Annotated in this window: 23 protein-coding genes; 14 read left to right on the forward strand and 9 right to left on the reverse strand. The window is 64.6% G+C overall.

All coding sequences use genetic code 11. The annotated features are described in order from the left end of the window. Window positions 1-25: 25 nt before the first annotated feature. Window positions 26-1,480, reverse strand: a complete 1,455-nt coding sequence (ascF, locus tag OKC41_RS10260; protein ID WP_201894165.1) for a PTS cellobiose/arbutin/salicin transporter subunit IIBC — start codon at window positions 1,478-1,480, stop codon at window positions 26-28. A 253-nt stretch (window positions 1,481-1,733) separates the two neighbouring features. Here ascF and OKC41_RS10265 point away from each other — a divergent pair, with 253 nt between their 5' ends. Next, window positions 1,734-2,744: a LacI family DNA-binding transcriptional regulator gene (locus OKC41_RS10265; RefSeq protein ID WP_201894163.1), complete on the forward strand. Its 1,011-nt coding sequence runs from the start codon at window positions 1,734-1,736 to the stop codon at window positions 2,742-2,744. Between the two features lie 93 nt (window positions 2,745-2,837). Then, on the forward strand, window positions 2,838-3,596 hold the full coding sequence (locus OKC41_RS10270) for a tRNA-(ms[2]io[6]A)-hydroxylase (RefSeq protein ID WP_042016277.1): 759 nt from the start codon (window positions 2,838-2,840) through the stop codon (window positions 3,594-3,596). A 138-nt stretch (window positions 3,597-3,734) separates the two neighbouring features. On the opposite strand, the gene OKC41_RS10275 is transcribed toward OKC41_RS10270, so the two are convergent. From OKC41_RS10275 to pspF, 6 genes are all read right to left on the reverse strand, one after another. Further along, window positions 3,735-4,520: an ABC transporter ATP-binding protein gene (locus OKC41_RS10275; protein WP_039039015.1), complete on the reverse strand. Its 786-nt coding sequence runs from the start codon at window positions 4,518-4,520 to the stop codon at window positions 3,735-3,737. A gap of 82 nt (window positions 4,521-4,602) precedes the next feature. After that, complete coding sequence (locus OKC41_RS10280; RefSeq protein WP_010674529.1) at window positions 4,603-5,601, reverse strand: oligopeptide/dipeptide ABC transporter ATP-binding protein; 999 nt, start codon at window positions 5,599-5,601, stop codon at window positions 4,603-4,605. Window positions 5,602-5,680: 79 nt separating this feature from the next. Next, window positions 5,681-6,574 carry an ABC transporter permease subunit gene (locus OKC41_RS10285; RefSeq protein WP_201894161.1) on the reverse strand — a complete coding sequence of 298 codons (894 nt, stop codon included), beginning with the start codon at window positions 6,572-6,574 and terminating at the stop codon, window positions 5,681-5,683. Between the two features lie 89 nt (window positions 6,575-6,663). Beyond that, window positions 6,664-7,623 (reverse strand): ABC transporter permease subunit, encoded by a 960-nt coding sequence (locus tag OKC41_RS10290; protein ID WP_010674531.1) that lies wholly within the window; start codon window positions 7,621-7,623, stop codon window positions 6,664-6,666. Between the two features lie 61 nt (window positions 7,624-7,684). Next, window positions 7,685-9,280 carry an ABC transporter substrate-binding protein SapA gene (sapA, locus tag OKC41_RS10295; protein WP_010674532.1) on the reverse strand — a complete coding sequence of 532 codons (1,596 nt, stop codon included), beginning with the start codon at window positions 9,278-9,280 and terminating at the stop codon, window positions 7,685-7,687. A 136-nt stretch (window positions 9,281-9,416) separates the two neighbouring features. After that, window positions 9,417-10,463: a phage shock protein operon transcriptional activator gene (gene pspF, locus OKC41_RS10300; RefSeq protein WP_201894159.1), complete on the reverse strand. Its 1,047-nt coding sequence runs from the start codon at window positions 10,461-10,463 to the stop codon at window positions 9,417-9,419. Between the two features lie 196 nt (window positions 10,464-10,659). Here pspF and pspA point away from each other — a divergent pair, with 196 nt between their 5' ends. The 12 genes from pspA (at window position 10,660) to hutW (ending at window position 21,826) form a co-directional block, all read left to right on the forward strand. Beyond that, window positions 10,660-11,340 carry a phage shock protein PspA gene (gene pspA / locus OKC41_RS10305; RefSeq protein ID WP_010674534.1) on the forward strand — a complete coding sequence of 227 codons (681 nt, stop codon included), beginning with the start codon at window positions 10,660-10,662 and terminating at the stop codon, window positions 11,338-11,340. Window positions 11,341-11,343: 3 nt separating this feature from the next. Then, window positions 11,344-11,580 carry an envelope stress response membrane protein PspB gene (gene pspB, locus OKC41_RS10310; RefSeq protein ID WP_005300084.1) on the forward strand — a complete coding sequence of 79 codons (237 nt, stop codon included), beginning with the start codon at window positions 11,344-11,346 and terminating at the stop codon, window positions 11,578-11,580. A 106-nt stretch (window positions 11,581-11,686) separates the two neighbouring features. Next, entirely contained in the window at window positions 11,687-12,091 is a 405-nt protein-coding gene (pspC, locus tag OKC41_RS10315; protein ID WP_010674535.1) for an envelope stress response membrane protein PspC, read from the forward strand. A gap of 72 nt (window positions 12,092-12,163) precedes the next feature. After that, the gene (locus OKC41_RS10320) at window positions 12,164-13,570 is read left to right on the forward strand and encodes a YcjX family protein (protein ID WP_201894157.1); all 1,407 of its coding nucleotides are present in this window, start codon (window positions 12,164-12,166) and stop codon (window positions 13,568-13,570) included. Window positions 13,571-13,619: 49 nt separating this feature from the next. Further along, window positions 13,620-14,663, forward strand: coding sequence for a YcjF family protein (locus tag OKC41_RS10325; protein WP_201894155.1), 1,044 nt, complete (start codon window positions 13,620-13,622; stop codon window positions 14,661-14,663). Between the two features lie 166 nt (window positions 14,664-14,829). After that, window positions 14,830-15,624, forward strand: coding sequence for a phenylalanine 4-monooxygenase (gene phhA, locus OKC41_RS10330; protein WP_201894153.1), 795 nt, complete (start codon window positions 14,830-14,832; stop codon window positions 15,622-15,624). Between the two features lie 41 nt (window positions 15,625-15,665). Next, window positions 15,666-16,004 (forward strand): 4a-hydroxytetrahydrobiopterin dehydratase, encoded by a 339-nt coding sequence (locus tag OKC41_RS10335; protein WP_041215281.1) that lies wholly within the window; start codon window positions 15,666-15,668, stop codon window positions 16,002-16,004. Between the two features lie 142 nt (window positions 16,005-16,146). Further along, the gene (gene tyrR / locus OKC41_RS10340) at window positions 16,147-17,694 is read left to right on the forward strand and encodes a transcriptional regulator TyrR (protein ID WP_010674540.1); all 1,548 of its coding nucleotides are present in this window, start codon (window positions 16,147-16,149) and stop codon (window positions 17,692-17,694) included. A 198-nt stretch (window positions 17,695-17,892) separates the two neighbouring features. Next, window positions 17,893-18,435 carry a YfiR family protein gene (locus tag OKC41_RS10345; protein ID WP_269475971.1) on the forward strand — a complete coding sequence of 181 codons (543 nt, stop codon included), beginning with the start codon at window positions 17,893-17,895 and terminating at the stop codon, window positions 18,433-18,435. Further along, the gene (locus OKC41_RS10350) at window positions 18,432-19,673 is read left to right on the forward strand and encodes a diguanylate cyclase (protein ID WP_201894152.1); all 1,242 of its coding nucleotides are present in this window, start codon (window positions 18,432-18,434) and stop codon (window positions 19,671-19,673) included. The genes OKC41_RS10345 and OKC41_RS10350 overlap by 4 nt, the downstream gene beginning before the upstream one ends. Before the next feature lie 33 nt (window positions 19,674-19,706). Next, a complete protein-coding gene (locus OKC41_RS10355; protein WP_010674543.1) occupies window positions 19,707-20,195 on the forward strand; it encodes an OmpA family protein in 489 nt (162 codons plus the stop codon). Window positions 20,196-20,470: 275 nt separating this feature from the next. Beyond that, the gene (hutW, locus tag OKC41_RS10360) at window positions 20,471-21,826 is read left to right on the forward strand and encodes a heme anaerobic degradation radical SAM methyltransferase ChuW/HutW (protein WP_270672017.1); all 1,356 of its coding nucleotides are present in this window, start codon (window positions 20,471-20,473) and stop codon (window positions 21,824-21,826) included. 56 nt (window positions 21,827-21,882) lie between these two features. Here hutW and xseA read toward each other — a convergent pair whose 3' ends face one another. Continuing rightward, entirely contained in the window at window positions 21,883-23,247 is a 1,365-nt protein-coding gene (gene xseA / locus OKC41_RS10365) for an exodeoxyribonuclease VII large subunit (RefSeq protein ID WP_270671977.1), read from the reverse strand. A gap of 106 nt (window positions 23,248-23,353) precedes the next feature. Beyond that, complete coding sequence (locus tag OKC41_RS10370; RefSeq protein WP_201894147.1) at window positions 23,354-24,262, reverse strand: DMT family transporter; 909 nt, start codon at window positions 24,260-24,262, stop codon at window positions 23,354-23,356. Window positions 24,263-24,622 lie beyond the last annotated feature (360 nt).

The raw sequence follows: 24,622 nt of genomic DNA on the forward strand, positions 1-24,622 counted from the left end.
CCTCTTGTCATGTCTGAATGGGGTGTCACAGTCCGGCCTGCGCCTGGCTGGTGGCGACGGGTTGCACGGGCTCGGCGCGGGGGGCCGGGCTCTCGACCGGGATGTCCTCGAACCCCATCACCAGGGTCAGCACGAAGGAGAGCACCACGGAGAGGGCCATCACGCCGAACACCCAGGCGATGGTCATGGGGTTGGCCGGATCGAAGAACTGCACGCTGGTAAAGAGCCCGGGGGCGGCCATGGAGTGGCTGGCGAGCCCCGCCATGCCGGCGACGGCACCGCAGACAAAGCCGCTGATGAGGCTCGCGATGAGCGGACGCTTGAGGCGCAGGGCCACACCGTAGAGCGCGGGTTCGGAGATCCCCGCCATGATGGCGGAGGCAGCCGCCGCGAGCGCCGTCTGGCGCAGTTCCGGGTTACGGGTGCGCCAGGCCACCGCCAGGGACGAGCCGCCAAGAGAGAGATTGGCGCCGATTTCGGAGGGCATGACCATGCCTTCCTTGCCGGTCTCGGCGATGGTCTGGATGATGGTCGGGGTGAAGACGCGGTGCATGCCGGTCATCACCAGCAGGGGCCAGAGCGCCCCCATGATGGCCACCGACAGCCAGCCCAGGTAGTCGTGGACCGTGTAGACCAGGCCGGAGATGGCGGTGCCAATCCAGATGCCGACGGGGCCGATGAAGAGGATGGCCAGCGGCGCCGCGATCAGCACGATCAGCATGGGTTTGAGGAAGTTCTTGGTGACCGCCGGGGTGATGCGGTCGACCCAGCCCTCGATGTAGGAGAGGCACCAGGTCATCACCAGGGCCGGAATGACGGTGTAGGTGTATTTGACCGCGGTCACCGGGACCAGGGCGAAGGTCACCTGCTCCCCTTCGGCGGCTCTGGCCATCAGCTCGATGAAGCTGGGGTGCACCAGCACGCCTGCGATGGCGATGGCCAGAGACATGTTGGTCTTGAACTTGACGGCGGCGGAGGCGGCCACCATCAGGGGCAGGAAGAAGAAGGCCCCATCCCCGGCCACCGTGAGGATGGTGAGGGTCGAGGAGCCTTTCTCCAGCACGCCGGTCATCTCCAGCACCATGGCCAGCAGCTTGAGCATGGAGCCGCCGATGATGGCCGGGATGAGGGGGGACATGGTGCCGATCAGGGCGTCGAGGATGGCGGCGCCCATGCGGCGTAGGCTCCAGCCAGCGGAAGCCTCCGCAAGCCGAGTCTGCCCGCCGCCCTGGGGCAGCAGGGCCAGCACCTCGCGATAGGCGTGGGAGACGGTGTTGCCGATGATCACCTGGCACTGGTTGTCCGCCTGCACCACCCCGAGCACGCCGGTGATGGCCTTGAGGGCAGGGCCATTGACCCGGGCGGGATCACCGAGCACAAAGCGCAGCCGCGTCATGCAGTGGGTCACGGCGACGACATTGTCGGCGCCGCCGAGTGCGGTGATGACGGTACCGGCCAGAGCCGCATAGTTTTTTGACATCGAGGTAGATCCTTTTAACCAAGTGGGCCTGCTCGCCCCCGCCGCCGCGAAGGGCGGGAACGCGCATGAAACTGAATGTGGAACCGGTTCCACATAGAGTGCGCGGCCTGAGCGCGGGAGACAAGCATCTTGTGCAGCGAGCGTCCGGATCCGTGAATGGGATCACTGAACTCGGGCCTGCACGCCATTCGTGCGACGACAAGCCGGGGTCGGTGCAGTACACTGCGCCCCGTTACGAGCAAGGGAGAACACAATGACGACGATGCTGGAGGTGGCAAGGCGGGCAGGGGTGTCGAAGGCGACGGTCTCCCGGGTGTTGTCGGGCAACGGTTACACCAGCCAGGAGACCCGGGACCGGGTGCAGCAGGCCATCGAGGAGTGCGGCTATCGCCCCAACCTGGTGGCGAGGCAGCTGGCGACCAGGCATACCCGGACCCTGGGACTGGTGGTCACCAACACCCTCTACCACGGCGTCTACTTCGGCGAGCTGCTCTCCCAGGTGGCGCGGATGACCGAGGATCGCGGGCGCCAGCTCATACTGGCGGACGGCAAGCACAGCGCCGACGAGGAGCGCCAGGCCATCCAGTATCTGCTCGATTCCCGTTGCGATGGCGTCATCATCTATCCGCGCTTTCTTGGGGTGGAGGAGATGGACGAGATCATCGAGCAGCATGAGCAGCCCATCATGGTGCTCAACCGGCGTCTGAGCCGCCATCCGGCCCACTGCGTCTATGCGGATCAGCAGGCGGCGGCGGAGGCGGTGGTGGACAAGCTGGTGGCCATGGGGCACAGGGAGATCGCCTTCATCGCAGGCTCTGCGGATTCCCCCACCGGCGCCGAGCGCCTGGCCGGTTACCAACAGGCGCTGATCCGGCACGGCATCCCCGTGCAGGAGACCTTGATCGCCCCCGGCAAATGGACCCCCGCCTGTGGCGCGGCCGCCGTCTCGACCTTGCTGGCGCGAGGCGCTCGCTTCAGCGCCCTGGTGGCCAGCAACGATGACATGGCGATCGGGGCCATCAAACGGCTGCACGAAGCCGGTGTGATGGTGCCTGACGAGGTTTCGGTGGTGGGGTTTGACGACATTCCCCTGGCCCCTTACGTCATTCCCGCGCTGTCGAGCGTCAAGATGCCGGTGAACGGGATGATCCAGGAGACCATCAACCGCCTGATCACCATGGTGGAGGAGGGGAGCCGGGACGCACTGCCCGCCTTCAGCGGCACCCTGATCCGCCGCGACTCCCTCAGGCGTCTGAAGGGCTGAGCCATGATGGCGGTGGGCAGGCCGGGCGGGATCCGTTAGCATAGGCCCCCCGGCGCCAGGCGCCGCGTGTCGTATCAACAGATGAGAGTTCAGATGGATGACCTGTTAGCCCCCGTTCGCCAGTTCCTGCATTGCGAGACCCCGGATGAGTGGGTGGAAATGGCGCGGGATCCCGCCCAGTTGCCGACCCTGCTTATCGATCACGCCAACTGCGAGAACAAGGCGGCACTCACCGCCCACAGCCTGGTGCGCCGCTACTGCCTGCCCAAGGAGAAGCGTCACCTGCTGCCCAAGCTGACCTTCTACCGGGAGCTCGATGCCTTGCCGGAGAAGGCGGAGATCCTCGGCAAGCGCACCATGGGCGAATCAGACAGGAGCGTGTTTGCCGAGCTGGAGCGCAATCCCCTGCTGTTCCCCATGGTGCGCCTCATCCAGGAGGAGCTGCACCACTTCGAGCAGGTGCTGGAGATCATGGCCGCACGGGGCATCCCCTATGGTCCCGTCACCGCCTCCCGCTATGCCCGCAGCCTGCTGACCCATGTGCGCACCTACGAGCCGGCGGCCGTGGTGGACAAGATGATCATCGGTGCCTATATCGAAGCGCGATCCTGCGAGCGTTTTGCCAGGCTGGCCCCTCATCTGGACGAGGAGCTTGGCCGCTTCTATGTCTCCCTGCTGCGCTCGGAGGCGCGTCACTATCAGGACTACCTGGCCCTGGCACAGACGTTCGCAGACGAAGACATCAGCGAGCGGGTGGCCTTCTTCGGTCGCCTGGAGGCCGAGCTCATCTGTTCGCCGGATCCGCAATTCCGGTTCCATAGCGGACTGCCTGTCAGATCTGACAGTTGTTGAGGTGACGGGGGCTGCCTACCATTCCCCTGTTCCTACTACGAGCGACGCAATCACTTTTTGAGCGCAATCCCCCGGCGACTGATGAGACATCAGGCCGGGTTTTTTTATGTCTGGCACAAGGGGAAACGCGCCGCGGGATCAGCGGCGGTATTCGTTGTTGTAGTTCTGAATGAGGCGGCGGGTGACATCGTGCTGGGGGTCGGCGAAGACCCGCAAGGTCTTGCCGCGCTCCACCACACGCCCTTCGTGCATCACCAGCACCTCGTCGCTGATGTGGCTGACGATCCCCAGATCGTTGGCCACCAGCACATAGCTCAGCCCCATGGTCTCCTGCATCTCCAGCAGCAGGTTGATGATCTGGGAGCGTACCGAGATATCCAGGGTCGAGAGTGCCTCGTCAGCCACCACTATCTTGGGATTGAGGATGAGCGCCCGTGCCAGCCCCACTCGCTGCTGCTGGCCGGCGGAGAGCATCTGCGGATAGAAGAGGGCGTGGTCGGGCAGCATGCCCACCATGCGCAGGGTCTGGATCACCTTCTCCCGGCGCTCCTCCTCGCTCAGGGCCGTGTTGAGGCGAAGGGGGGTCTCCAGGATCTGGCCGACCCGGATTTTCCGGTTAAGGGAGGTGTTGGGGTCCTGGAAGATCATCCGCAGCAGCTTGCAGCGGGTCTGGTAATCGCCGTGGACCATGGGTTGCCCCTCGATGGCGATCTCCCCGCCGCTCGGTTCAATCATGCCCGCCAGAATGCGGGCCAGGGTGCTCTTGCCCGAGCCCGCCTCCCCGACGATGGCCAGGGTCTGGCCCACCTCGAGATCGAACGAGAGGGGCTTTATCGCCTCCACCGCGCGGCGCCTGAACAGGCCGGTGCGGTTCTGGTAGGTCTTGCACAGGCCCCTGACCTGCAACAGGGAAGGTTCGGTCACGACGTGGTCTCCTTGGGTGTGCTCGCCGGATAGAGGGGCTGACGGGGCGGGCAGGTGCCCCGGATCAGGGTCTGGTGCCGGTTCATTTCTTCGGTTCTTCCATGTTGAGCGGGAAGTGGCAACTGAACTGATGCCCCTTGACCTTGCTCATCAGCGGCGTCTGCACGCACTGCTTCTGGGCGTAGGGGCAGCGTGGGCCGAGGCGGCAGCCGATGGGCAGATGCTGCAGCGGCGGTATCACCCCGGGCAGGGTCTCGAGCCGGGACTTGTGGCGCACCAGTTTGTCAAAGTCCGGGATGGATTTGAGCAGGGCATCCGTATAGGGGTGGTGAGGGGATTCCAGGATCTGGTCCCGGGTCCCCACTTCCACCATCTGGCCGCAATACATGATGTTGAGGGTGTCGGTCAGGTTCGCGATGGCGGCGATGTCGTTGCTGATGATGAGGATGGTGGTATTGCCCAGCTTGTTCATCTTGTCCAGCAACCGCAGGATCTGGGAGTGGGTGGTGGACTCCATGGCGCTGGTGGGTTCGTCCGCCACCAGCAGGCGCGGCTGGTTGGCGATGGCCATGGCGATCATCACCTTCTGGCACATGCCGTCTGACAGCTCGTGGGGATAGGCCCGCATGACCTTGCGGTGATCCTTGACCCCGACCCGGTGCAGCAGGGCGATGGCCCGCTTCTTGCGCCACTGGAAGCGCTGCCAGAACTTGCCGGTGAAGGCGCTGGTGGGGATGGCCTCCTCGAGCTGGGTGCCTATCTCCTCCGAGGGGTCGAGGCAGCTGATGGGGTCCTGGAAGATCATCGCTATCTCCCGCCCCATGATGCGGCGCCGCTCCTTGGGCGCCATGGTCAGCAGATCCATGTCGTTGAAGCGCATCCGGTCGGCGCGCACCGTCCAGTTGTCCTTCTGGATGCCAACGATCACCTTGGCCACCAGGCTCTTGCCCGAGCCGGATTCCCCCACCAGCCCGCGGATCTCCCCCTCGTTCAGGGTCAGGCTGACTCTGTCCACCGCTTTGACCTTGCCCTGGGGGGTGTCGATTTCGATGGTGAGGTTGCGTATGTCGAGCAGAGGCATCAGCAATGTCTCCCGTTCAGGGCGCAGCCGGGTCGCTCAGGGCGTCCGGGGGCGGGGATAGATAACAAGGCTGGCAACATCAGTCGTTCCCCTCTTTGAGTGCTTCGCGAATGCCTTCGCCCACCAGGTTGGTCACCAGCACGCTGAACAGGATGGCCATCCCGGGCAGGGTCACCGTCCAGGGGGCCAGATAGATAAGATCGCTCGAATCGGCCAGCATGGCACCCCACTCCGGCTGGGGAGACTGGGCCCCGAGACCGAGGAAGCCCACCGCCGAGATGTCCAGGATGGCGGCGGAGAGGGTGCGGGTGGTCTGGGTCACTAGGGTCTCGACGATGTTCGGCAAGATGGCCAGACGCATGATCCGCTGGGGCGGAGAGCCGTCGAGGCGGCTTGCGATGATGTACTCCTTCTGCATCTCGGCGTGGACCGCGTTGTAGGTCGCCCGGATGAAGGGCGGTATCAACGCGAGCGTGATGGCGATCAGGGTGTTGAACAGACCCGGCCCCAGGATGGCCACGACGATGATGGCCAGCAGCAGGGACGGGATGGAGAGCAGGGTATCGAGCAGGTGATGGAGCACGCTCGACTTCACCCCCTTGCTCATGCCGCCGAGGATGCCGATGGCCGAGCCGATGACCAGCGCGATGAGCACCACCAGCAGGGCGTTGCCGAAGGTGAACCTGGCCCCGGCCACCAGACGGGAGAGGATGTCGCGCCCCAGATCGTCGGTTCCCAGGAAGTAATCGATGTTGCCACTGTTGGCCCAGGAGGGGGCGAGCAGCAGGTGGTTACTGTGCTGATCGTCGATGCCGTAGGGGATCACCAGGGGGCCGATGAGGGTCACCAGCAGCAGCAGCCCGAAGCACCAGAGCCCCGCCATGGCCAGCGGGTTGCGCCGGTAGGAGGCCCAGGTCTGCTCCAGGGGGGAGAGGATCTTGAGCTCCGGATAGATGTTCGATTTATCGTGCATGATGCAGGCTCCCGTGCCGGTCGCAAGGGGATGGGCACGCCTGTGCGCCGGTGGCCCATGGGCCGCCGTGGTTCATCCACAGACCGCAATCAATCTTGTCTTGCATAGAGTTCTTTACGCCGTGCCGGATACATGATGGTGGTCAGCAGATCGGTGCTGACGCTGATGAAGATGACGAAGCTTGCCACCACCAGGAAGGCGCCGCGGATGGCGGCATAGTCCTGCAGCGCGATGCTGCTCACCAGCCAGCGGCCGATGCCGGGCCAGTCGAACACCACCTCGGTGATCATGGCGGAGGTGAGCACGCTGCCAAGTTGCAGCCCCAGCAGCGGCAACACCGGGGGCAGGGCGTTCTTGAGCCCGTGACGCCAGACGATCTGGCGGCGGGAGAGCCCGCGGCTGGCGGCAGCCTTGATGTAGTTCTGTTTCATCACGTCGATGAGGGAGCTGCGCACGTGGCGGATCACCTCGGTGGTGGGCACCACGGCCAGCACCAGGGAAGGCAGTACCAGATGGCGCAGGGCGTCGTGCAGGGCCGCTTCCCGCCAGGGCTCCTGGCTCATCAGCACATCGACGATGGCGATCCCGGTGATGGAGGGCACGTCGTAGAGCAGGCTGATCTGGCCGGAGGAGGGGAGCCAGCCAAGATCCAGGGAGAAGAACATCACCATCAGCAGCCCCAGCCAGAAGACCGGGATGGCATAGCCGACGAGGCCGGCGGCCATGATGGAGAGATCCGGGCTGCGCCCCTGATAGAGGGCCGCCAGGGTGCCCAGGGGGATGCCCACCAGCAGCGAGATGGCGAAGGCGGCGAGGCAGAGGGTCAGGGTCGCCGGGAAGTAGTGACGGATCTCGTCGAGGACCGGTTGGCCGGAAACGCTGGAGAGCCCGAAATCCCCGGCGGCGATGCGCTGGAGGAAGTCAGGATAGCCGTGCCAGAAATCCAGCACCTGGGTGATGAGGCGAAACTCCAGGAGGTAGGCCCCCAGAGTCAGCACCAGGAGGGTGATCACCAGCAGGGTGATGCGGCGCAGGATATAGAAAAACATGCTTATGCCTCCTGGGGACGGTGCGCCGATGGCCCGACGATGGAGTGGTTATCTGTCATGGTCACTCCCGATGGGCCTGGTTGAAGGTGGTGCCGCCAAAGGGCATCAGGGTCAGCCCCTGAATGTCGCTGCGACTCACCTGGGTTCTCAGGGCATGGGCCAGGGGAATGAGCGGCAACTGCTCGTTGAGCAGGGACTGGGCATAGTAATAGTTGCGCAGGCGGAAGGCGAGCTGCGGGGTGGTCACCGCATCGTCCAGCAGCTGATCAAACGCCGGGCTGCACCAGCGGCTGTAGTTGTTGCCCCGCTCGACGGCGGCGCAGCTCAGCAACTGGCGGAAGAAGTTGTCCGGATCCGCGTTGTCGGCGATCCAGCCCGAGAGCAGGCTGTCATATTGTCCATGGGCGAGCCGGGTTTCGATGACCGGCCAGGCCTGCTGCACTATCTTGAGGCTCACCCCAATCTTGGCGAAATCGCTGCGCATCAGTTGCGCCGTCTTGAGGCCGTCCGGGTTGTAGGGACGGGCGCCGGGTTGCACCAGCACCTGCATCTCGAAGCCGTTGGGGTAGCCCGCGTCCTTGAGCAACTGGCGAGCGAGCTTGAGATCCGGCTTGCGCTGGGGCAGGGAGGGGTTGTAACCCCAGGAGAGGGGCGGCAGCAGGCTGGCAGCGCTCTGGCCGGTCTCGAAATAGACCGCCTGCAGCAGGTTCTGCACATTGATGGCGCTGGCGAGGGCCTGGCGCACCTGCACCTTGTTGAACGGGGCCTTGCGGGTATTGAGGGCGAGGAAGGCGACGTTCATCCCCGACTGCACCGACAGATCCAGGTGGGAGTCCTTGTCTATCACCGACAGCTGGCTGGCAGAGGGGGTGCTCATCACGTCGCACTCGCCGGTCAGCAGCTTGGCAAGGCGCTTGGAGGACTTGGGGGTGATGTCGTAGATGAGCTGCTCCATTCTGGCCTCGCCGCCCCAGTAGCCGGGGTGGCGCAGGTAGCGCACGAACTCGTTGTGGCGATACTCCTTGAAGCTGAAGGGGCCGGTGCCGATGGGGCGGCTGTCCAGCAGCGCCGGGGTGCCGGCCTTTAGCATCTGCTCCCCGTACTCGGCGGAGAGCACGATGGCGTAGTCGCTGGCCAGGGTGGCGAGGAAGGAGGCATCGGGGCGGTTCAGTTCGAACACCACCTCATAGGGCCCCTTCTTGTAGACCCGCTTGATGAGGTTGCCGAGCCCCAGGCTGTAAAAATAGGGGTACTCGCCGCCGGAGACGGCGTGGAAGGGGTGGTGTTCGTCCAGCAGACGCTGCCAGGTGAACAGGACGTCGTCGGCATTGAAGTGACGGGTCGGGCTGAACCAGGGGGTACGGTGGAAGGTCACTCCCTTGCGCAGGGTCAGGGTATAGGAGAGGCCGTCCTCGCTGCTTTGCCAGCGGGTGGCGAGCCCCCCTTCGATGCCGAGGGTGTTGGCATTGACCTCGAGCAGGCGATCGTAGATGGGACGGGCACTGGCATCCAGGGTCGCATCCGAATTGGCAAGCTGCGGGTTGAAGGTTCGGGGTGCCCCTTCGGCACAATAGATGAGCCCGGTTTTGGAGGCTTCATCGCGTTTCTGACAGCCGCTGACCAGGACCAGGAGACCAAGCAGCAGGGGGGTGAGCATTCTCATGTTGGAACCATGTTTTCAGACAAAGTTGCCCGCCAGGGGGCGGGCGCGTTGCGGGGGGCGGCCGGGCAGGCGCTCCCGTCAGGGGTGACGTGCGCCGCGTTATCCGCGCGCACAGACCCGGTGCCAGGCATCAGCCCGCCTCCTGGTTGCCACTGTTGTCATCCCCGTCCAGCAATTGATATTTGCGCAGCATCCCCCGGAACTGGTGATAGCTCAGGGCCAGCAACTGGGCTGCTTTGCGCTGATTATACTGGGATTGCTGCATCGCTTGCTTGAGTAAATTAATCTCGTACTCCGCCACCGCCCCTTTGAGATCCAGCGGCAGGGTCAGGGTAGGGGTTGTCTCTGCCGAGGTCGGCGCGTCGGTGGAAGGGGCGGCGTCACCTCGGGCACGGGGGCGCCAGGGGGAGTCAAAGGGATTGAGTACCAGCTCCGCCAGCGGCAGCTGGGGGTTGCCCTGGCGATAGAGGCTGCGCTCCACCACGTTCTTGAGCTCCCGCACGTTGCCCGGCCAGGGGTAATCTTGCAGCAGCTGGGTCGCCTTGCGCGAGAAGCCGGCAAAGAGCGGATACCCCAGCTCCCGGGTCATGCCGTGGGCGAAGTGCTCCGCCAGCATCAGGATGTCCTCGCGCCGCTCCCGAAGGGGGGGCAGGGTGATGACGTCGAAGGCGAGCCGGTCCAGCAGGTCGTGACGAAACCGTCCTTTCTCTGCCAGTGCAGGCAGATCCTCGTTGGTGGCGCACACCAGCCGCACATCCACCTTGAGGGGCTTGGCACCGCCCACCCGTTCGAACTCCCCGTACTCGATGACCCGCAGCAGTTTTTCCTGCACCCGGGCGCTGGTGGTGGCCAGCTCGTCGAGGAAGAGGGTGCCGCCGTCGGCCCGCTCGAAGCGCCCCTGATGACGCTTGGCGGCGCCAGTGAAGGAGCCCGCCTCGTGGCCGAACAGCTCGGTCTCCAGCAGGCTCTCGCTCAAGGTGGCGCAGTTGATGGTGACAAAGCTTTGATCCCAGCGATCCGAGAGATAATGTAGGCGGTGGGCGATGAGCTCCTTGCCGGTCCCACGCTCGCCGATGATGAGTACGGGCTTGCGCAGCGGCGCGAGGCGCGATGCCTGCTCGATGATTTCTAGAAATGCGTTGGATTCACCCAACAGACTTTCCGTAGCCGTGGTCATCCCTGCCCCTGTGAGTTGAAAAATCTGGTTAATCTTACCAAAAGTTGGTTATTTTAATCATCACTTGTTTCCCCTGGACTTGAACTGCATTCTGAGTGCCCATATAAATCAACAAGTTAAATATTGTTCCAGATTGGCACACAAGTTGCCATTGTCAATGGAGACACAACCCGATGCCTATCACAGGAGTACAATCATGAGCATTTTTTCTCGCCTGGCCGACATCATCAATTCCAATCTGACGGCTCTGCTCGACAAGGCGGAAGATCCCCAGAAGATGGTGCGTCTGATCATCCAGGAGATGGAAGATGAACTGGTGAAGGAGCGCTCCAACCTGGCCCGCTTCCTCGCGAATCAAAAAGAGATCGGCCGTCAGGTGAGCCGCCATCAGGAGCGGGTCGCCGAGTGGCAGGGCAAGGCCGAGCTGGCCCTGACCAAGGGGCGCGAAGATCTGGCCCGGGCCGCCCTCATCGAGAAGAGCAAGCAGGCGGAGCTTGCCGACGCCCTGTCTCGGGAACAGCAGGCGGTGGACAGCGGCATCGAGAAGCTGGGGGAGGAGATCCGCCAGCTGGAAGCCAAGCTGGAAGACGCCCGTGCCCGCCAGAAGGCGATGGCCATTCGCAGCGAAGCCGCCAGCAGCCGTCTCAACGTGCAAAGCCAGGTGGCCCGTGGCGACAGCCAGGCCGTGGTGAGCAAGTTCGAGCGCATGGAACGCCGCATCGACGAGATGGAAGCCCGCGCCGATCTGGGGCAGTCCGACAAGGCGCTCGCCCAGCAGTTTGCCGAGCTGGAAGCGGACGACCAGATCAGCCGCGAGCTGGAAGCCATGCGCCAGAAGCTGGGCCAGCACAATCCGGCACCGAAACAGGGAGAGTAACAGATGGAAGATCTGCTGGGTGTATTGATGGTTCCCATGGTGGTCTTCATGGTGGTGGTGGCCCCCATCTGGCTGGTGCTGCACTACCGCGCCAAGGGACGCATTGGCGCCGGTCTTGCCGATGGTGAGCGTGAACAGCTGCAGGGCTTGCTGGTGCGTGCCGAGAAGATGCAGGAACGGGTCGGCGCCCTGGAGTCGATTCTGGATGCCGAGGTTCCTGGTTGGAGAAACAAGGTATGACGGTTTTCAATGAGAGATGTCATGACCGTGGCAAAAAGCCGGAGTGGGCCGAAACCCTATTGGAGTCGATTCTGGATGCGGAAGTCCCCGGTTGGAGGAACAAGGTATGAACAGTGTCAGTCGTGAAGGGCGCAACCTGTACCGGGATCCCCAGCGAGGCAAGATTGCCGGGGTCTGTGCCGGTCTGGCAGAGTACTTCGGGGTGGAGACCTGGATCGTGCGGCTGCTGGCCATCAGTGGTCTCATCTTCGCCGGTTTCATCACCTTCACCGCCTATATTGCCGCCTGGTTCCTGCTCGACAAGAAGCCGGTCACCCTCTACTCCCAGGAGGATGCCGAATTCGCCGAGGTGCGGATGAAGGCGCGCAGCTGGCAGGCAGGCGTCACACCTCATCAGGCCCTTGCCCGCATCGGCCAGGAGCTGGATGCACTGGAGCCCAGGGTGCAGCGAATCGAGAAGCTGGTGACCTCCAAGGAGTTCACCCTGCAACGGGAGTTCAGCAAGCTCTAATCGTGCCGAGCCGCGAGGATACCGCCTCGCGGCCGTCTCTCTGATGTGATCACAAGGAGAAGAAGACCCGCCTTGATACGCAACAAACTCGAACACTCCTGGTCGGTGCTCCAGCACAAGGCCGTTGACGCGGTGAACCGGGTCCGGGATCGCCACATCCGGCTGGCGGTCACCGGCCTCTCTCGCAGTGGCAAGACCGCGTTTATCACGGCGCTGGTCAATCAACTGGAGCACGCGGCCATTGACGGTCGTCTGCCACTCTGGGACGCCCAGCGCCAGGGACGCATCCTCGGTGCTCGCCGGGTGCCCCAGCAAAACGCCCACATTCCCACCTTTCCCTACGAACGGGGCCTCGATGCCCTGTTTGGTGATCCGCCCGCCTGGCCCGCGCCGACCCGGGGGGTGGCCGAGGTACGCCTCGAGATCCGCTATCGCACCCGCCATCCGCTGCGTCGGCACCTGGGGGAGATCTCCACCCTCTATGTGGATCTGGTGGATTATCCCGGGGAGTGGCTGCTGGATTTGCCTCTGCTGGATCTGAACTACGAGCAGTGGAGCGAGCAGGTGCGGGAGCAACTGCGTCGTCCCGAGCTGCAAGCCCTGGCGGCAGGCTGGCTGACGCCGCTCTGGCAGGCGGAGCAAGCCTTCGAGGAGCGGGCCGCCAGCGAACTGGCCGCCCGCTACACCGATTATCTGCACGCCTGCAAGCAGGCGCTCGGGCTTCACCTCATCCAGCCCGGGCGTTTCGTGTTGCCCGGCGAGTATGCCGGTGCGCCGCTGCTGCAATTCGTGCCCTGGGTATGGGAGATGCCCACGCACTCCCCCGAAGACGGCACCCTCTACGCCACCTTCAAGCAGCGCTTCGAGCAGTACAAGCAGCATCTGGTACAGGGCTTCTATGAGCAGCACTTTGCAGGCTTTGATCGCCAGATCGTGCTGGTGGACTGCCTGGCGCCCCTCAATGCCGGTGCCGCGAGCTTTGGTGACATGCAGCAGGCCATCGCCCGCATCATGGAGAGCTTCGCCTACGGCAAGAGCAACTGGTGGCGCCGCCTGTTCGCCCCGCGCATCGACAAGCTGCTGTTTGTGGCGAGCAAGGCCGATCACGTCACGCCGGAGCAGCACGGACCTCTGGTGTCGCTCCTGCAGCACCTGGTGAGCCGTGGCCGGGGTCAGGCCCGCTTCGAGGGGATAGAGACCGAATGCCTGGCGCTCGCCGCCATCAAGGCCACCGAGGTGGGCAAGGGGGTGGCAGACGGACGGGAATTTCCCGCCATTCGTGGCACTACCCTCTCGGGCGAGCCCTTGCTGCTCTTCCCGGGGGAGGTGCCTGCCCAGATCCCGCCTGCGCAGTGGTGGAAAACTCAAGGGTTTGATTTTCAGGCCTTTCGCCCGCTGCCCATGAGCGCCCATCAGGCGCTCCCCCATATCCGGCTCGATGCGGCGCTGGAGTTCCTGCTCGGGGATCACCTCGAATAACGGGTGGGTGGCCCGCTGTGCTCGAGGGGCGCCCACAGGAGAGAATGCGATGAACGATCAGACAAGATGGCGCACCGATGACGCCGCTCCCCTGCAAGGCAAGGTGACGCTGGAGCCCGCGCCCTCGGTGGCAAGCGAAGCGCAGCCACCGGCCCCGGCCCGGCGGCTGGAAGAGGAGAGCTTCGAGCCTCTGGACGCGCTGGACGAGCTCACCGAGGTGGAACTCGCGCTTACCGTCAGGCCTCGGCGCCGCCATCGTCTGCTGGCCTGGGGGCTGGGCGGGGTGGGGCTGCTGTCGCTTGGCCAGTTTGGCGCTTTTCTGGTGGATCAGTTTGCCGCTTCCCCCTTCTGGGGCGGCGCCTGGCTGCTCGCCTCCGGCCTGGTGGCGGTGGGCACCGCCGGGGTGGCGGGGCGCGAATGGTTGCGGCTGCGCACCTTGAAGCGGCGCCAGGATGTGCGCTCAAGAGCCGAGGATCTGCTGGCCCATCAGGGGGTGGGTCAGGGGCAGGCCTTCTGCGAGGCCCTGGCCGAGAAGAGCGGTGACAAGGGACGGGAAGGGTATCGCACCTGGCTATCCCAGCTTGACGAGAGCCACAGCGATCGGGAAGTGCTGACCCTCTACAGCCAGCTGGTGCTCACCGAGCGGGACAAGCTGGCCCAGGCCCGCGTCGCCAAATGGTCGGGGGAGGCCGCTGTGCTGGTGGCCCTGAGCCCGCTCGCCACCGTCGACATGATGCTGATGCTCTGGCGCAACCTGCGGATGATCGAGGACATCGCCGATGTCTATGCCATCGAGCTCGGCTACTGGAGCCGCATCCGCCTCATTCGCCAGGTGTTTCGCAACATGCTCTATGCGGGGGCCACCGAGCTGGTGACCGAGGTAGGGATGGATCTGCTGGGGGCCGAGCTGACCGCCAAGCTCTCCGCCCGCGCCGCCCAAGGGGTCGGGGCCGGGTTGCTCACCGCGCGCCTCGGGATGCATACCATGGAAGCCTGTCGTCCGCTCCCCTGGTGTGCCGACGAGAAGCCGAAGCTGGGCGAGCTGCGCAAGCGGCTGATCGGCCAGTTGGCGGGTTATCTCAACAAGTCGTGAGGTGGCTGGCACCCGACATGGATGTCACAAATTATTTACAATTATCAAAGGCAGCCGACCCCGGGGTCGGCTGCTTTTTTGAGGGGCAAACCGTTACAGTGATCCCATGACTCAACGGCCAGTGACCGCCCGGATGGCGGCTGGTACCCGAAGGATGGGAGCACTCATGGCAAGTCTCTACACGGCCCGCCAACCGGATGGGCAGGGCCGGATCCACTACACGGACGAGGAGCACGGCACCTGGCGGATCCTGATTGGACGCCAGCTTGCGGCGCTCGATGGCAAGGCCTGCGATGAATACCAGGCCGGGTTGGCACGCCTCGACCTGCCTCTGGACCGCATCCCCCAGCTGGGCGAGATCAACGCCGCCCTGATGCCCGCCACCGGCTGGTCGGTGGCAGCGGTGCCGGCCCTCATCTCCTTTGATCACTTCTTCGCGCTGCTCGCTGATCGCCGTTTTCCCGTCGCTACCTTCATTCGCCGCCGGGACGAGCTCGACTACCTGCAAGAGCCCGACATCTTCCACGAGATCTTCGGCCACTGCGCCATGCTGACCAACCCGGCCTTTGCCCACTTCACCCACCTGTATGGTCGGCTCGGACGCCATGCCAGCAAGGAGGAGCGGGTCTATCTGGCGCGGCTCTACTGGTTCACGGTGGAGTTCGGTCTCCTGCAGGGGGAGGAGGGGCTGCGTATCTACGGCGGCGGCATTCTCTCCTCCATCGGCGAGACCGCCTATGCCCTCTCGGGCAAGCCCGAGCTGCAACCCTTCGATCTGCTGGAGATCCTGCGTACCCCCTATCGCATCGACATCATGCAGCCGACCTATTTCGTGCTGCCTCGTCTCGATACCCTCTATGGTCTGGAGGGGCAGGGGATCATGGCGGCCGTGGCCGAGGCCCGTCGTCTTGGCCTGCGTCCACCCCGCTTTGCCCCCGTTGTCGGCAAGCAGGCGAGCTGACCCGTATTCATTCCCACGATGTTTCATGAAAGGAGTCCCGAATGACTGAACTGGCGAGTCAACGATGCGAGGCGTGCCGCGCCGATGCCCCCAGGGTGAGCGATCAGGAGCTGGGGGAGCTGATGCACCTCATCCCCGACTGGCAGCCCCTGGTGGTCAACGGCGAGCTGCAACTGCGTCGTGAATTTGTGTTTCGCAACTTCAAGGAGGGGCTGGCGTTCACCAACCGCCTCGGAGAACTGGCGGAGGCGGAGTTCCATCATCCGGCGATCTTGCTCGAATGGGGCAAGGTGACCGTGAGCTGGTGGACCCACAAGATAGGCGGCTTGCATCGCAACGACTTCATCATGGCAGCCCGCACCGACGCGTTGATGAAGTAACCGCCGTCTGGCGCCAGCGCAGACAGGGCCTGCCCGGTGAAAGCGGGGCAGGCCCGCATTTTTGTGGGGGAGCGCTCGCACTGGCGGGATCGAGTCTGTATTATCCCGTTATTCAGAATGTTAGCTAGGAAGTGTGTGCCGAATGCGTCTTGAAGTCAGCTGTGAAGACCGTCTGGGCCTGACCCGGGAATTGCTCGACCGACTGGTGGAGCACAACATCGATCTGCGCGGCATCGAAATCGATACCTCAGGCATCATCTATCTCAATTTCCCCGAGCTGGAGTTCCGTGACTTTCAGCATCTGATGCCGGAAATTCGCCGCATTCCCGGCGTCTATGACGTCAAGACCATCCCCTACATGCCCTCCGAGCGGGAGCACCACGAGATAGAGGCCCTGCTCAAGGCGCTGCCGGACCTGGTCTTCTCCCTCGACAGCAAGGGGCGGGTGACTCAGGCCAACCAGGCCGCCCTCACCACCCTGGCGTTGCCACCGGACGAGGTGCGCGGCGTGGCGATCGCCTCCCTGGTCAAGGGCTTCTCGTTTGGCCGCTGGCTGGAGTCGGGGGAGATCAAGCCCCAGACCTGCAAGCTGAGCCTCGGTGGCGAAGAGTACCTGGGCGATCTGATGCCGCTGTTCGTGGCCGAAGAGAAGGGCAAGCAGGCTCTGGCCGGCGCCGTGGTGGTGCTCAAATCCGCCCGCCGGGTCGGCATGCACTTCAGTGCCCTGCACGCGGTGGAAGTGGGGGGCTTTGAGCACCTCCAGGCCGAGAGCCAGAAGATGAAAGAGGTGCTGGCCCAGGCAGCCAAGCTCGCGATGCAGGACGCCCCCTTGCTCATCGTGGGGGAGACCGGCACCGGCAAGGAGTTGCTGGCCCGGGCCTGCCACGGCGCCAGCCTGCGCTCCAGCCACCCCTTCATGGCGCTCAACTGTGCGGCCATGCCGGACAACGTGGCCGAGAGCGAGCTGTTCGGCTATGCCCCCGGCGCCTTTGGCAACAACACCGAGGGCAAGCGCGGGGTGCTGGAGCTGGCCAGCGGCGGCACCCTGATGCTGGACGAGATCGGCGACATGTCCCCCCATCTGCAGACCAAGTTCCTGCGGGTGCTGCAAGACGGCGTGTTTCGCCGGGTCGGTGACGAGCAGGAGGTGAGGGTCAACGTGCGCTTCATCTGCACCACCCAGAAGCAGTTGCTGGATCTGGTCCATGAAGGGAAGTTTCGCGAAGATCTCTACTACCGCCTCAATGTGCTTAGCCTCAATCTGCCGCCGCTGCGCGAGCGCAAGGCGGACATCATGGCCCTGGCCCAGCAGTTCGTGTCGCGCTTTGCCAGCGAACTGCAGCGTCCGCGCCCGCGCTTTACCCGCAACATGGCCGAGTACCTCACCGCCTACCGCTGGCCCGGCAACGTGCGCCAGCTGCGCAACTGCCTCTATCGGGCCATGACCCTGCTGGAAGGGGACGAGATTGGACCCGAGCACGTGGACTTGCCGGTGGCGGCCGATGCCATGCCGCTCATCGACGAGTGGTTCGAAGGGGGGCTCGACGAGGCGGTGAAGCGTTTCGAGAGCCGCCTGCTGGAGCGGCTCTACCCGGCGTTCCCCTCCACCCGCCAACTGGCCAAGCGGCTCGGTGTCTCCCATACCGCCATCGCCAACAAGCTGCGCGAATATGGGATTGGCAAGAAGTAGTGTCGATGGACGGTGTCTGCCAGGGGCATTGAGCGCCTTGCAGGCACGGCTGCGACATCCGGTGACGCAACCGTGCCACTTGCCTCTGGGGGCTGGCCACCCGGCTGGTAAGCTCGGTGCGGTGCCATGCAGGCACTCTCATCATGGGCGTCGGGTGACCCCGGCGCCGACCTGGACACTCTCGCGGGCACCATGCAGATGTTTTGTTACCTCCGGTTACTGATGTGGCTGGCGCCACTGTGCTGCATGCTGATGCTGGCAAACCAGGCCATGGCGGCAACCTCCGCCGAGGCGCGCAGCGACATGGTGCGCCAGACCGTGCTCGATATCCTCAGTTACACCCGCTGGCCCAGCGAGCCCGACAGACTTCGGCTCTGCATCACGGCGCCGACGGAATATGCGTCATCCCTTCTGACCATCGAACGGCAGGCCAATGGCCGACCGGTGGAGGTCCATCACTACGACATGGACGACGAGTCGCTGATCCAGCGCTGCGATGTCATCTATCTGGGGGTGCTGGCACCGGCGCAGCGCCTCTCCCTGTTCGAGCGCCTGCGCGGTCACGCCATCCTCAGCATCAGCGAGCAGAGCCGCGAGTGCATCGCCGATGCGGTCTTCTGTCTGCAGGCCGGGGAGGAGAGGGTGCGTTTTCGGGTCAATCTGGATGCGCTGGCCCGCAGCGGCGTGCGAGTACACCCGGCCGTGCTCAAGCTGGCGCGAGCCGATGAGGAGGTGCGATGACGGTCCATCACGCCACTCCCCGGCTTACCCTGCGACAGAGTCTGGGGCGCACCCACATGATGATCTCCCTGACTGCCGTCTGCATGGCCGGGCTGTTTCTGACCGTCACGGCGCTGCTGGCGCTGCGCCTTTATGCGGATCACAACCTCAAGCTGGTGGCGCGGGCCATCAGCTACACCACTGAGGCGGCCGTGGTCTTCCATGACAAGGAGGCGGCACTGGATGCCCTGGAGACCATCACCTCCCGGGAAGACATAGCCAGCGCCAGCATAGTGCTGCCGGACGGCCAGGTGCTGGCGAGCTGGCGCCGGGACATCACTACCCCCTGGACCACCCTGGAGCAGCACCTGGCCCGCCTGATCCTGCCGGGGCCCGTGGCGCTCCCCATGGTGCGCGAGCACAAGGAGATAGCCAGGGTGCATCTGGTCGGTCACGGCCAGTACCTGCTGCGATTCCTGTTGCAGACCTTGCTGGCTACCCTGGTGTGCCTGCTCATCAGTATTCTCGGGGCACTCCATGTGGCGCGCCGGATGCAGCGCTCCATCACGGCACCCCTCAAGGCCCTGACCGAGGTGGCTTACAACGTCAGCCGCCAGCGGGCCCTCAAGGAGCGGGTGCCGGCGGCCAATATCGCCGAGCTGCACGAGCTGGGGGAGGATTTCAATTCGCTGCTCGACGAGCTGGAAGCCTGGCAGGCCCACCAGAAGCGGGAGAACGCCAGCCTGCTGCATCAGGCAACCCATGATCCCCTGACCGGTCTGCCCAACCGTGCTCTGTTCGAGGCTCGCATGGAGCAGGCCATTCTGGCAGGCAACAAGGGGCATGAAGGTTTTGCCCTGCTCTATCTGGATTGCGATCGTTTCAAGCAGATCAACGACAACCTGGGCCACGGCATCGGCGACGAAGTGCTGATCGCCGTGGCGCGGCGGGTGCAGCATCAGCTCAGGCCCCTGGATCTGGTCTGCCGGCTGGGGGGAGATGAGTTCGTCATCCTCCTGACCCCGATCCAGGGGGAGGACGAGGTGCGCGAGGTGATAGGGCGAGTGCAGCAGGCGATGAACACCCCCGTGGTATTGAGTGACGGTCGCCATCTCGGGGTGGGGATCAGCATCGGTTCTGCCCGCTATCCCGAGCAGGGGAGGACGGCGGATGCCCTGCTGCAATGGGCAGACGACGCCATGTATCAAACCAAACGACAACGCAGGGAGGAGAGAGAAACACGAAAAACGAGCACGTGAAGTTGAACCGGAAATAGTGAAAGGATGATAAGAATGCGCATGTTGAACCCGATCAAAGCGGGCCTGGTGGCACTGTTGCTGAGTGTGCTGGCGGCGTGCCAGAGCCCTCCCCAGGGGCTCACGGCGGAGCAGATCGCCGCCTTGAAGGAGCAGGGATTTCACCTGACCGACGAGGGATGGACCCTGGATATCTCCAACAAGGTGCTGTTCGCCAACAATGTGGGGGCCCTCAACCCCGAGACCCGCCAGGTGGTGGAGAAACTCGGCAAGGCCCTGATTGAGGTCGGACTGAACCGGGCTCGGGTGGACGGTCATACCGACTCCAACGGTGATGAGGCCTACAACCAGCAACTCTCCCTCAAGCGGGCACGGTCGGTGGCCGATGTCCTGGTGTCGGTGGGTATGCCCCAGGGGAACCTGGATATCCGCGGCCGCGGAGAAGAGGCGCCCATCGCCGACAACGCGACCGCTGCCGGACGAGCGGAAAATCGCCGGGTTGCCATCATCATCGGCAATGGCTGACCCCGTCAGCCGGTATCGGCGCGGCGCTCCCGTCGGGAGCCTTGAATCAACCGCCTGATCCTGTGTGTGCCACCACTCTCCAGTGGGGGAGTGGCTCTCTTCCCTTGTTGTTTCACGCCTTCCTTGCCTGACGCGCTGTTGCCCTTATGGGGACAGAGTGACGGCTCAATCCTTCCCGACTTGATCCAGCACAAACATCTGCAACTGATATTCGTTATCATTTGCGTTATTTACGCAGGGTAACCCCAGTGACGACTCTCCAGCTTTCTTCGACTATGACGGGGCTGTGTACCCCGGATCCCCTCAAATTCGCCTTCACCGCCAAGACGTCGGCCCATGCCAGCCGGGGAGGGGCCGCCCCCCTGATGCTGGACGATGCCGGCTGGCAAGCCTGGTGGCAGCAGGAGAGCGAGGCCAAGGCCCGAGCGCTCTATATCCATATCCCGTTTTGCCGCAAGCGCTGCAGTTTTTGCAACTTCTTCGAAAACGGCGCCAATCCGGCGCGCATGAGCCGCTACATGGAGGCACTCTGCGGGTCGCTGCACCAGGCAGCCGAGACGCCGCTCGTCCAGAGCCGGCCTTTCTCGGCGGTCTATGTGGGGGGCGGCACGCCGACCGACATGGCGGCGGGCGATCTCGCCCGCCTGGCCAGCGCCATCCGCCGTTTTCCCCTGACAGTGGATGCGGAGCTGACCCTGGAAGGGCGGCTTAACGGCTTTGATGACGAGAAGTGGCAGACGGCCCTGGCGGGTGGCTTCAACCGCTTCTCATTCGGCGTGCAGAGTTTTGATACCCGCGTGCGCCAGCAGGCGGCCCGCTTCGATGACAGGGAGACCTTGCTGTCCCGGCTGGCGGCGCTGACCCGCCACAACGAGGCGGTGATCGTGGCGGATCTCATCTTCGGTCTGCCGGGGCAGGATGAGGCCGTGTGGCGCCAGGATATCGCGGATGTGATGGCGAGCGGGGTGCACGGGGTGGATCTCTATCAACTCATCTCCATGGCGGGCACCAACCTGGCGCGCGCCGACGAGAAAGGCACCCTGGACTGGGCCGCCGATGGCCAGCAGCGGGCAGTCATGTATGCCGACGGGGCACGGACGCTGGAGGCGGGGGGCTGGGATCGGCTCTCCTGCAGCCACTGGCGGCGCACCGATGCCGAGCAGAGCCGCTACAACCAGATGGCCAAGTGGGGCGCCGAGATCCTGCCCTTCGGCGCAGGGGCGGGGGGCAACATTCACGGCCACGGCCTCATGTATGGCCGGGATCTGGCGCCCTGGCATGAGGCGCAGGCGAAGGGCGTGCGTGCTCCCGGCATGGTGATGAGGCCCAATCCCGATGCCCGTCTCGACGGGCTGCTGCGAGGGGGGCTCGATACCGGATGGCTGGCGTTGTCGCAATTGCCACAGGGGCTGGTCTCCCACCTGATGCCGCTCTTTGAGGCCTGGCAGCGACACGGGCTGGCACGGCTCTCGGCCGAGCGTCTCGCCCTCACCCTGGCGGGGCGTTTCTGGAACGTGAATTTGCAGGCCGGGTTGTTCGAGTATCTGAGGTGCAATCCACCGGGGGGGAGCAAAGGGGGCGAGAAACCATCCGGCCACCCGGGCAAGATGGCCGGTCATGCTCGGGTATAACGGGCTATCGGAGCACAGAAAGGAGGCGGGGGCCAGGTGCAGGCCCCCGCTTTTTGTCAGCGGTTGTCGACCTCGTCCACCCGTACCCGCAGCGCTCCCTCTGCGAGGGTGGTGATCAGGGTCTGGCCTGCATTGACCTGGGATGCGCGGCGGATCACCTCCCCGGAGGGGGTGCGCACGATGGCGTAACCGCGCCCCAGGGTGGCCAGCGGGCTGACCCCGTCGAGGCGGGCTCCCAGCATGGCGAGGCGGTGGCGGGCGAGATCCTGGCGTTTTGCGATGAGAGCATGGAGGCGCTCCTCGGCAAGCTGGTGACGACGTTTGCCGATAGCCAGCAGCTTTTCGGGGCTTCTGGCTTGCAGGCGCATGGCGAGGCCCGCCAGGCGCCGCTCCCCCTGGTGCAGGCGATCACGCAGGTGCTGCTGCAAGCGGCGGTCGAGCTCGTCGAGGCGCTGGGACTGCTGCTCCAGCCGTCGCTTGGGATCCTGATGATCGAGCCGCTTCTGCAGCAGGACGAAGCCATGGCGGGCGGCGACCTGGTGACGGCTCATGGCCTGGGTGAGCCGCTGGCGCAGGTGCACGAGGCGTTGGGCGCGGGTGCGCCTGTCCGGCGCCACCAGCTCGGCGGCGGCAGAGGGGGTGGGGGCACGAAGGTCGGCGGCAAAGTCGCTGATGGTGACGTCCACCTCATGTCCTACGGCGCTCACCACGGGGATGGCAGAGCCTGCGATGGCCCGTGCCACCGCCTCTTCGTTGAAGCACCAGAGATCTTCAAGGGAGCCGCCGCCGCGTCCGACGATGAGCACATCCACCTCGGCGCGGCGGTTGGCAAGCATGATGGCCGAGACGATCTGGGCGGTGGCGGCGCTCCCCTGCACCTGGGTCGGGTAGATGAAAACGGGCAAGTCCGGGGCGCGGCGTTCAAGCACCGTCAGCATGTCGTGCAGGGCGGCGCCGGTGGCGGAGGTGACCAGCCCGACGGCGCGGGGTTCCCGGGGCAAGGGGCGCTTGCGCCCTTCGTCAAAGAGCCCTTCGGCCCCGAGGCGGCGCTTGAGCTCCTCGAAGCGCAGGGCCAGCATGCCATCCCCGGCGGGCTGCATGGACTCGATGATGAGCTGGTAGTCGCCCCGGGGTTCATAGAGGGAGACTCGCGCCTGCACCAGCACCTGCATGCCATCCTGGGGACGGAACGGCACCCGGCGGTTGTTGCCCTTGAACATGGCGCAGCGCACCTGGGCCGACATGTCCTTCAAGGAGAAGTACCAGTGGCCGGAACTTGGCATCGCGAGGTTCGAGAGCTCCCCGGTCAGCCACACCAGCCCCAGATCCTGCTCCAGGATCATGCGCACGGCGCTGTTGAGGCGGGTGACGGTGAAGATCTGCTGTTGTCTGCTCTGACTGGCGGGTTCGAGGTGATTCAAGGCTGGCCCTGCTGTGGTGTCCGCCGGGGCGGGAGAAACGATGGGGGTCATCTTACCCCAGTTGCGCCCATCTGCCGAGCCATGGGCCCGGCAGATGACGCGGAGCCTAGGCTTGTGCCTTGGCCGACTTGACGGCTTTGGCGGGGCTGGTGACCAGCCAGACCGCGAGGCAGACTACGGCGCCGCCGAACACGAAGCCGCCGGTGAGGGTTTCCCCCAGCACCAGATAGCCCCAGAGGATGCCGAAGGGCGGAATGAGGAAGGTGACAGTGAGGCTTCGCAGGGGGCCGATATCGGCGATCAGCCTGAAATAGAGCAGATAGGCGAAGGCGGTGCAGAGGAAGCCGACCGCCAGCACGCTGGCCCAGACCCAAGGCTGGGCCCAGTCGACGGCGGGGCCGGTCGCCAGGGTGTAGCCGAAGAAGGGAAGCAGGAAGAGGACGGCCCCTATCTGGCTGCCAAAGGCCACCAGTTTGGCGTCCAGGCCTCCCCGCTCGGTGACCCAGCGTTTCGTCAGAAAGCCGGCGCAGCCATAGCAGGCGGTGGCGATGAGGCAGGCCAGCACCCCGATGGCCAGTTGTCCGCTCAGGTCGACCTCCCCGGTGGTGGTGATGAGCCCGATGCCCACCAGCCCCAGCATGACCCCGGCCCACTTGCGCAAGGTCAGCGTCTCGCTGAAGAAGGAGAAGCCGATCAGGGCCCCCATCAGCGGGGTGGTGGCGTTGAGGATGGCGGAATACCCCGCGGGCAGCCAGAGGGCGGCGATGGCGTACATCAGGAAGGGGACGCCGGAGTTGATGATGCCGAGCACCATGGCGGACTTGAGTTTGCCCTGGAACCGCATGGGGGTGCGCAGCAGAAGCAACATGGCGGCGAGGCCGATGAGGGCGAAGAAGACCCGCAGGAAGGTGGTGTTGACCGAGCCAAAGGCGGGCGCCGCGATGCGCATGAACAAAAAGCTGGCGCCCCAGATGGCCGCCAGCGCGAGCAATCTCCCGTAATCCGATGGTCTCATCGTCTCTCCCTGAATGAACCGCCCTGTTGCCCGAGAATGGCAAGGGGGATTGCATCATGGGGGCAAGTGTCCCCGATGGCAACGGCGCCGTGCAGGAGGCAGGGGCTGACCCTGTGCCCGAGGTGATCGCGGAGGGCGGCCATCTTGCTCTCCCCGATGGGGGTGCCCCTCACTTCTGCGCCAGGAAATGAAAGCGCTATCAATCACATACAGCCCATGACGAGGTCGACAGTGGTCACATTTTGCACGCGTTGGCCATGAATTGGCCATGGGGGACTCTAGACTGGTCGGGCTCATCTGAAGGCGGGACGTTGCGGATGGGGGAATGCCGGGACACACCGGCATCACACACAAACAATG

Origin of the sequence: Aeromonas sp. QDB17, assembly GCF_027705305.1 — a bacterium.
Classification (GTDB): domain Bacteria; phylum Pseudomonadota; class Gammaproteobacteria; order Enterobacterales; family Aeromonadaceae; genus Aeromonas; species Aeromonas caviae.

Coding starts and splice junctions, on each gene's coding strand:
- ascF (WP_201894165.1), bottom strand. CDS start 1,480: ATGTCAAAAAACTATGCGGCTCTGGCCGGTACCGTCATCACCGCACTC.
- OKC41_RS10265 (WP_201894163.1), top strand. CDS start 1,734: ATGACGACGATGCTGGAGGTGGCAAGGCGGGCAGGGGTGTCGAAGGCG.
- OKC41_RS10270 (WP_042016277.1), top strand. CDS start 2,838: ATGGATGACCTGTTAGCCCCCGTTCGCCAGTTCCTGCATTGCGAGACC.
- OKC41_RS10280 (WP_010674529.1), bottom strand. CDS start 5,601: ATGCCTCTGCTCGACATACGCAACCTCACCATCGAAATCGACACCCCC.
- OKC41_RS10285 (WP_201894161.1), bottom strand. CDS start 6,574: ATGCACGATAAATCGAACATCTATCCGGAGCTCAAGATCCTCTCCCCC.
- OKC41_RS10290 (WP_010674531.1), bottom strand. CDS start 7,623: ATGTTTTTCTATATCCTGCGCCGCATCACCCTGCTGGTGATCACCCTC.
- sapA (WP_010674532.1), bottom strand. CDS start 9,280: ATGCTCACCCCCCTGCTGCTTGGTCTCCTGGTCCTGGTCAGCGGCTGT.
- pspF (WP_201894159.1), bottom strand. CDS start 10,463: ATGACCACGGCTACGGAAAGTCTGTTGGGTGAATCCAACGCATTTCTA.
- pspA (WP_010674534.1), top strand. CDS start 10,660: ATGAGCATTTTTTCTCGCCTGGCCGACATCATCAATTCCAATCTGACG.
- pspB (WP_005300084.1), top strand. CDS start 11,344: ATGGAAGATCTGCTGGGTGTATTGATGGTTCCCATGGTGGTCTTCATG.
- pspC (WP_010674535.1), top strand. CDS start 11,687: ATGAACAGTGTCAGTCGTGAAGGGCGCAACCTGTACCGGGATCCCCAG.
- OKC41_RS10325 (WP_201894155.1), top strand. CDS start 13,620: ATGAACGATCAGACAAGATGGCGCACCGATGACGCCGCTCCCCTGCAA.
- phhA (WP_201894153.1), top strand. CDS start 14,830: ATGGCAAGTCTCTACACGGCCCGCCAACCGGATGGGCAGGGCCGGATC.
- OKC41_RS10335 (WP_041215281.1), top strand. CDS start 15,666: ATGACTGAACTGGCGAGTCAACGATGCGAGGCGTGCCGCGCCGATGCC.
- tyrR (WP_010674540.1), top strand. CDS start 16,147: ATGCGTCTTGAAGTCAGCTGTGAAGACCGTCTGGGCCTGACCCGGGAA.
- OKC41_RS10345 (WP_269475971.1), top strand. CDS start 17,893: ATGTTTTGTTACCTCCGGTTACTGATGTGGCTGGCGCCACTGTGCTGC.
- OKC41_RS10350 (WP_201894152.1), top strand. CDS start 18,432: ATGACGGTCCATCACGCCACTCCCCGGCTTACCCTGCGACAGAGTCTG.
- OKC41_RS10355 (WP_010674543.1), top strand. CDS start 19,707: ATGCGCATGTTGAACCCGATCAAAGCGGGCCTGGTGGCACTGTTGCTG.
- hutW (WP_270672017.1), top strand. CDS start 20,471: ATGACGGGGCTGTGTACCCCGGATCCCCTCAAATTCGCCTTCACCGCC.
- OKC41_RS10370 (WP_201894147.1), bottom strand. CDS start 24,262: ATGAGACCATCGGATTACGGGAGATTGCTCGCGCTGGCGGCCATCTGG.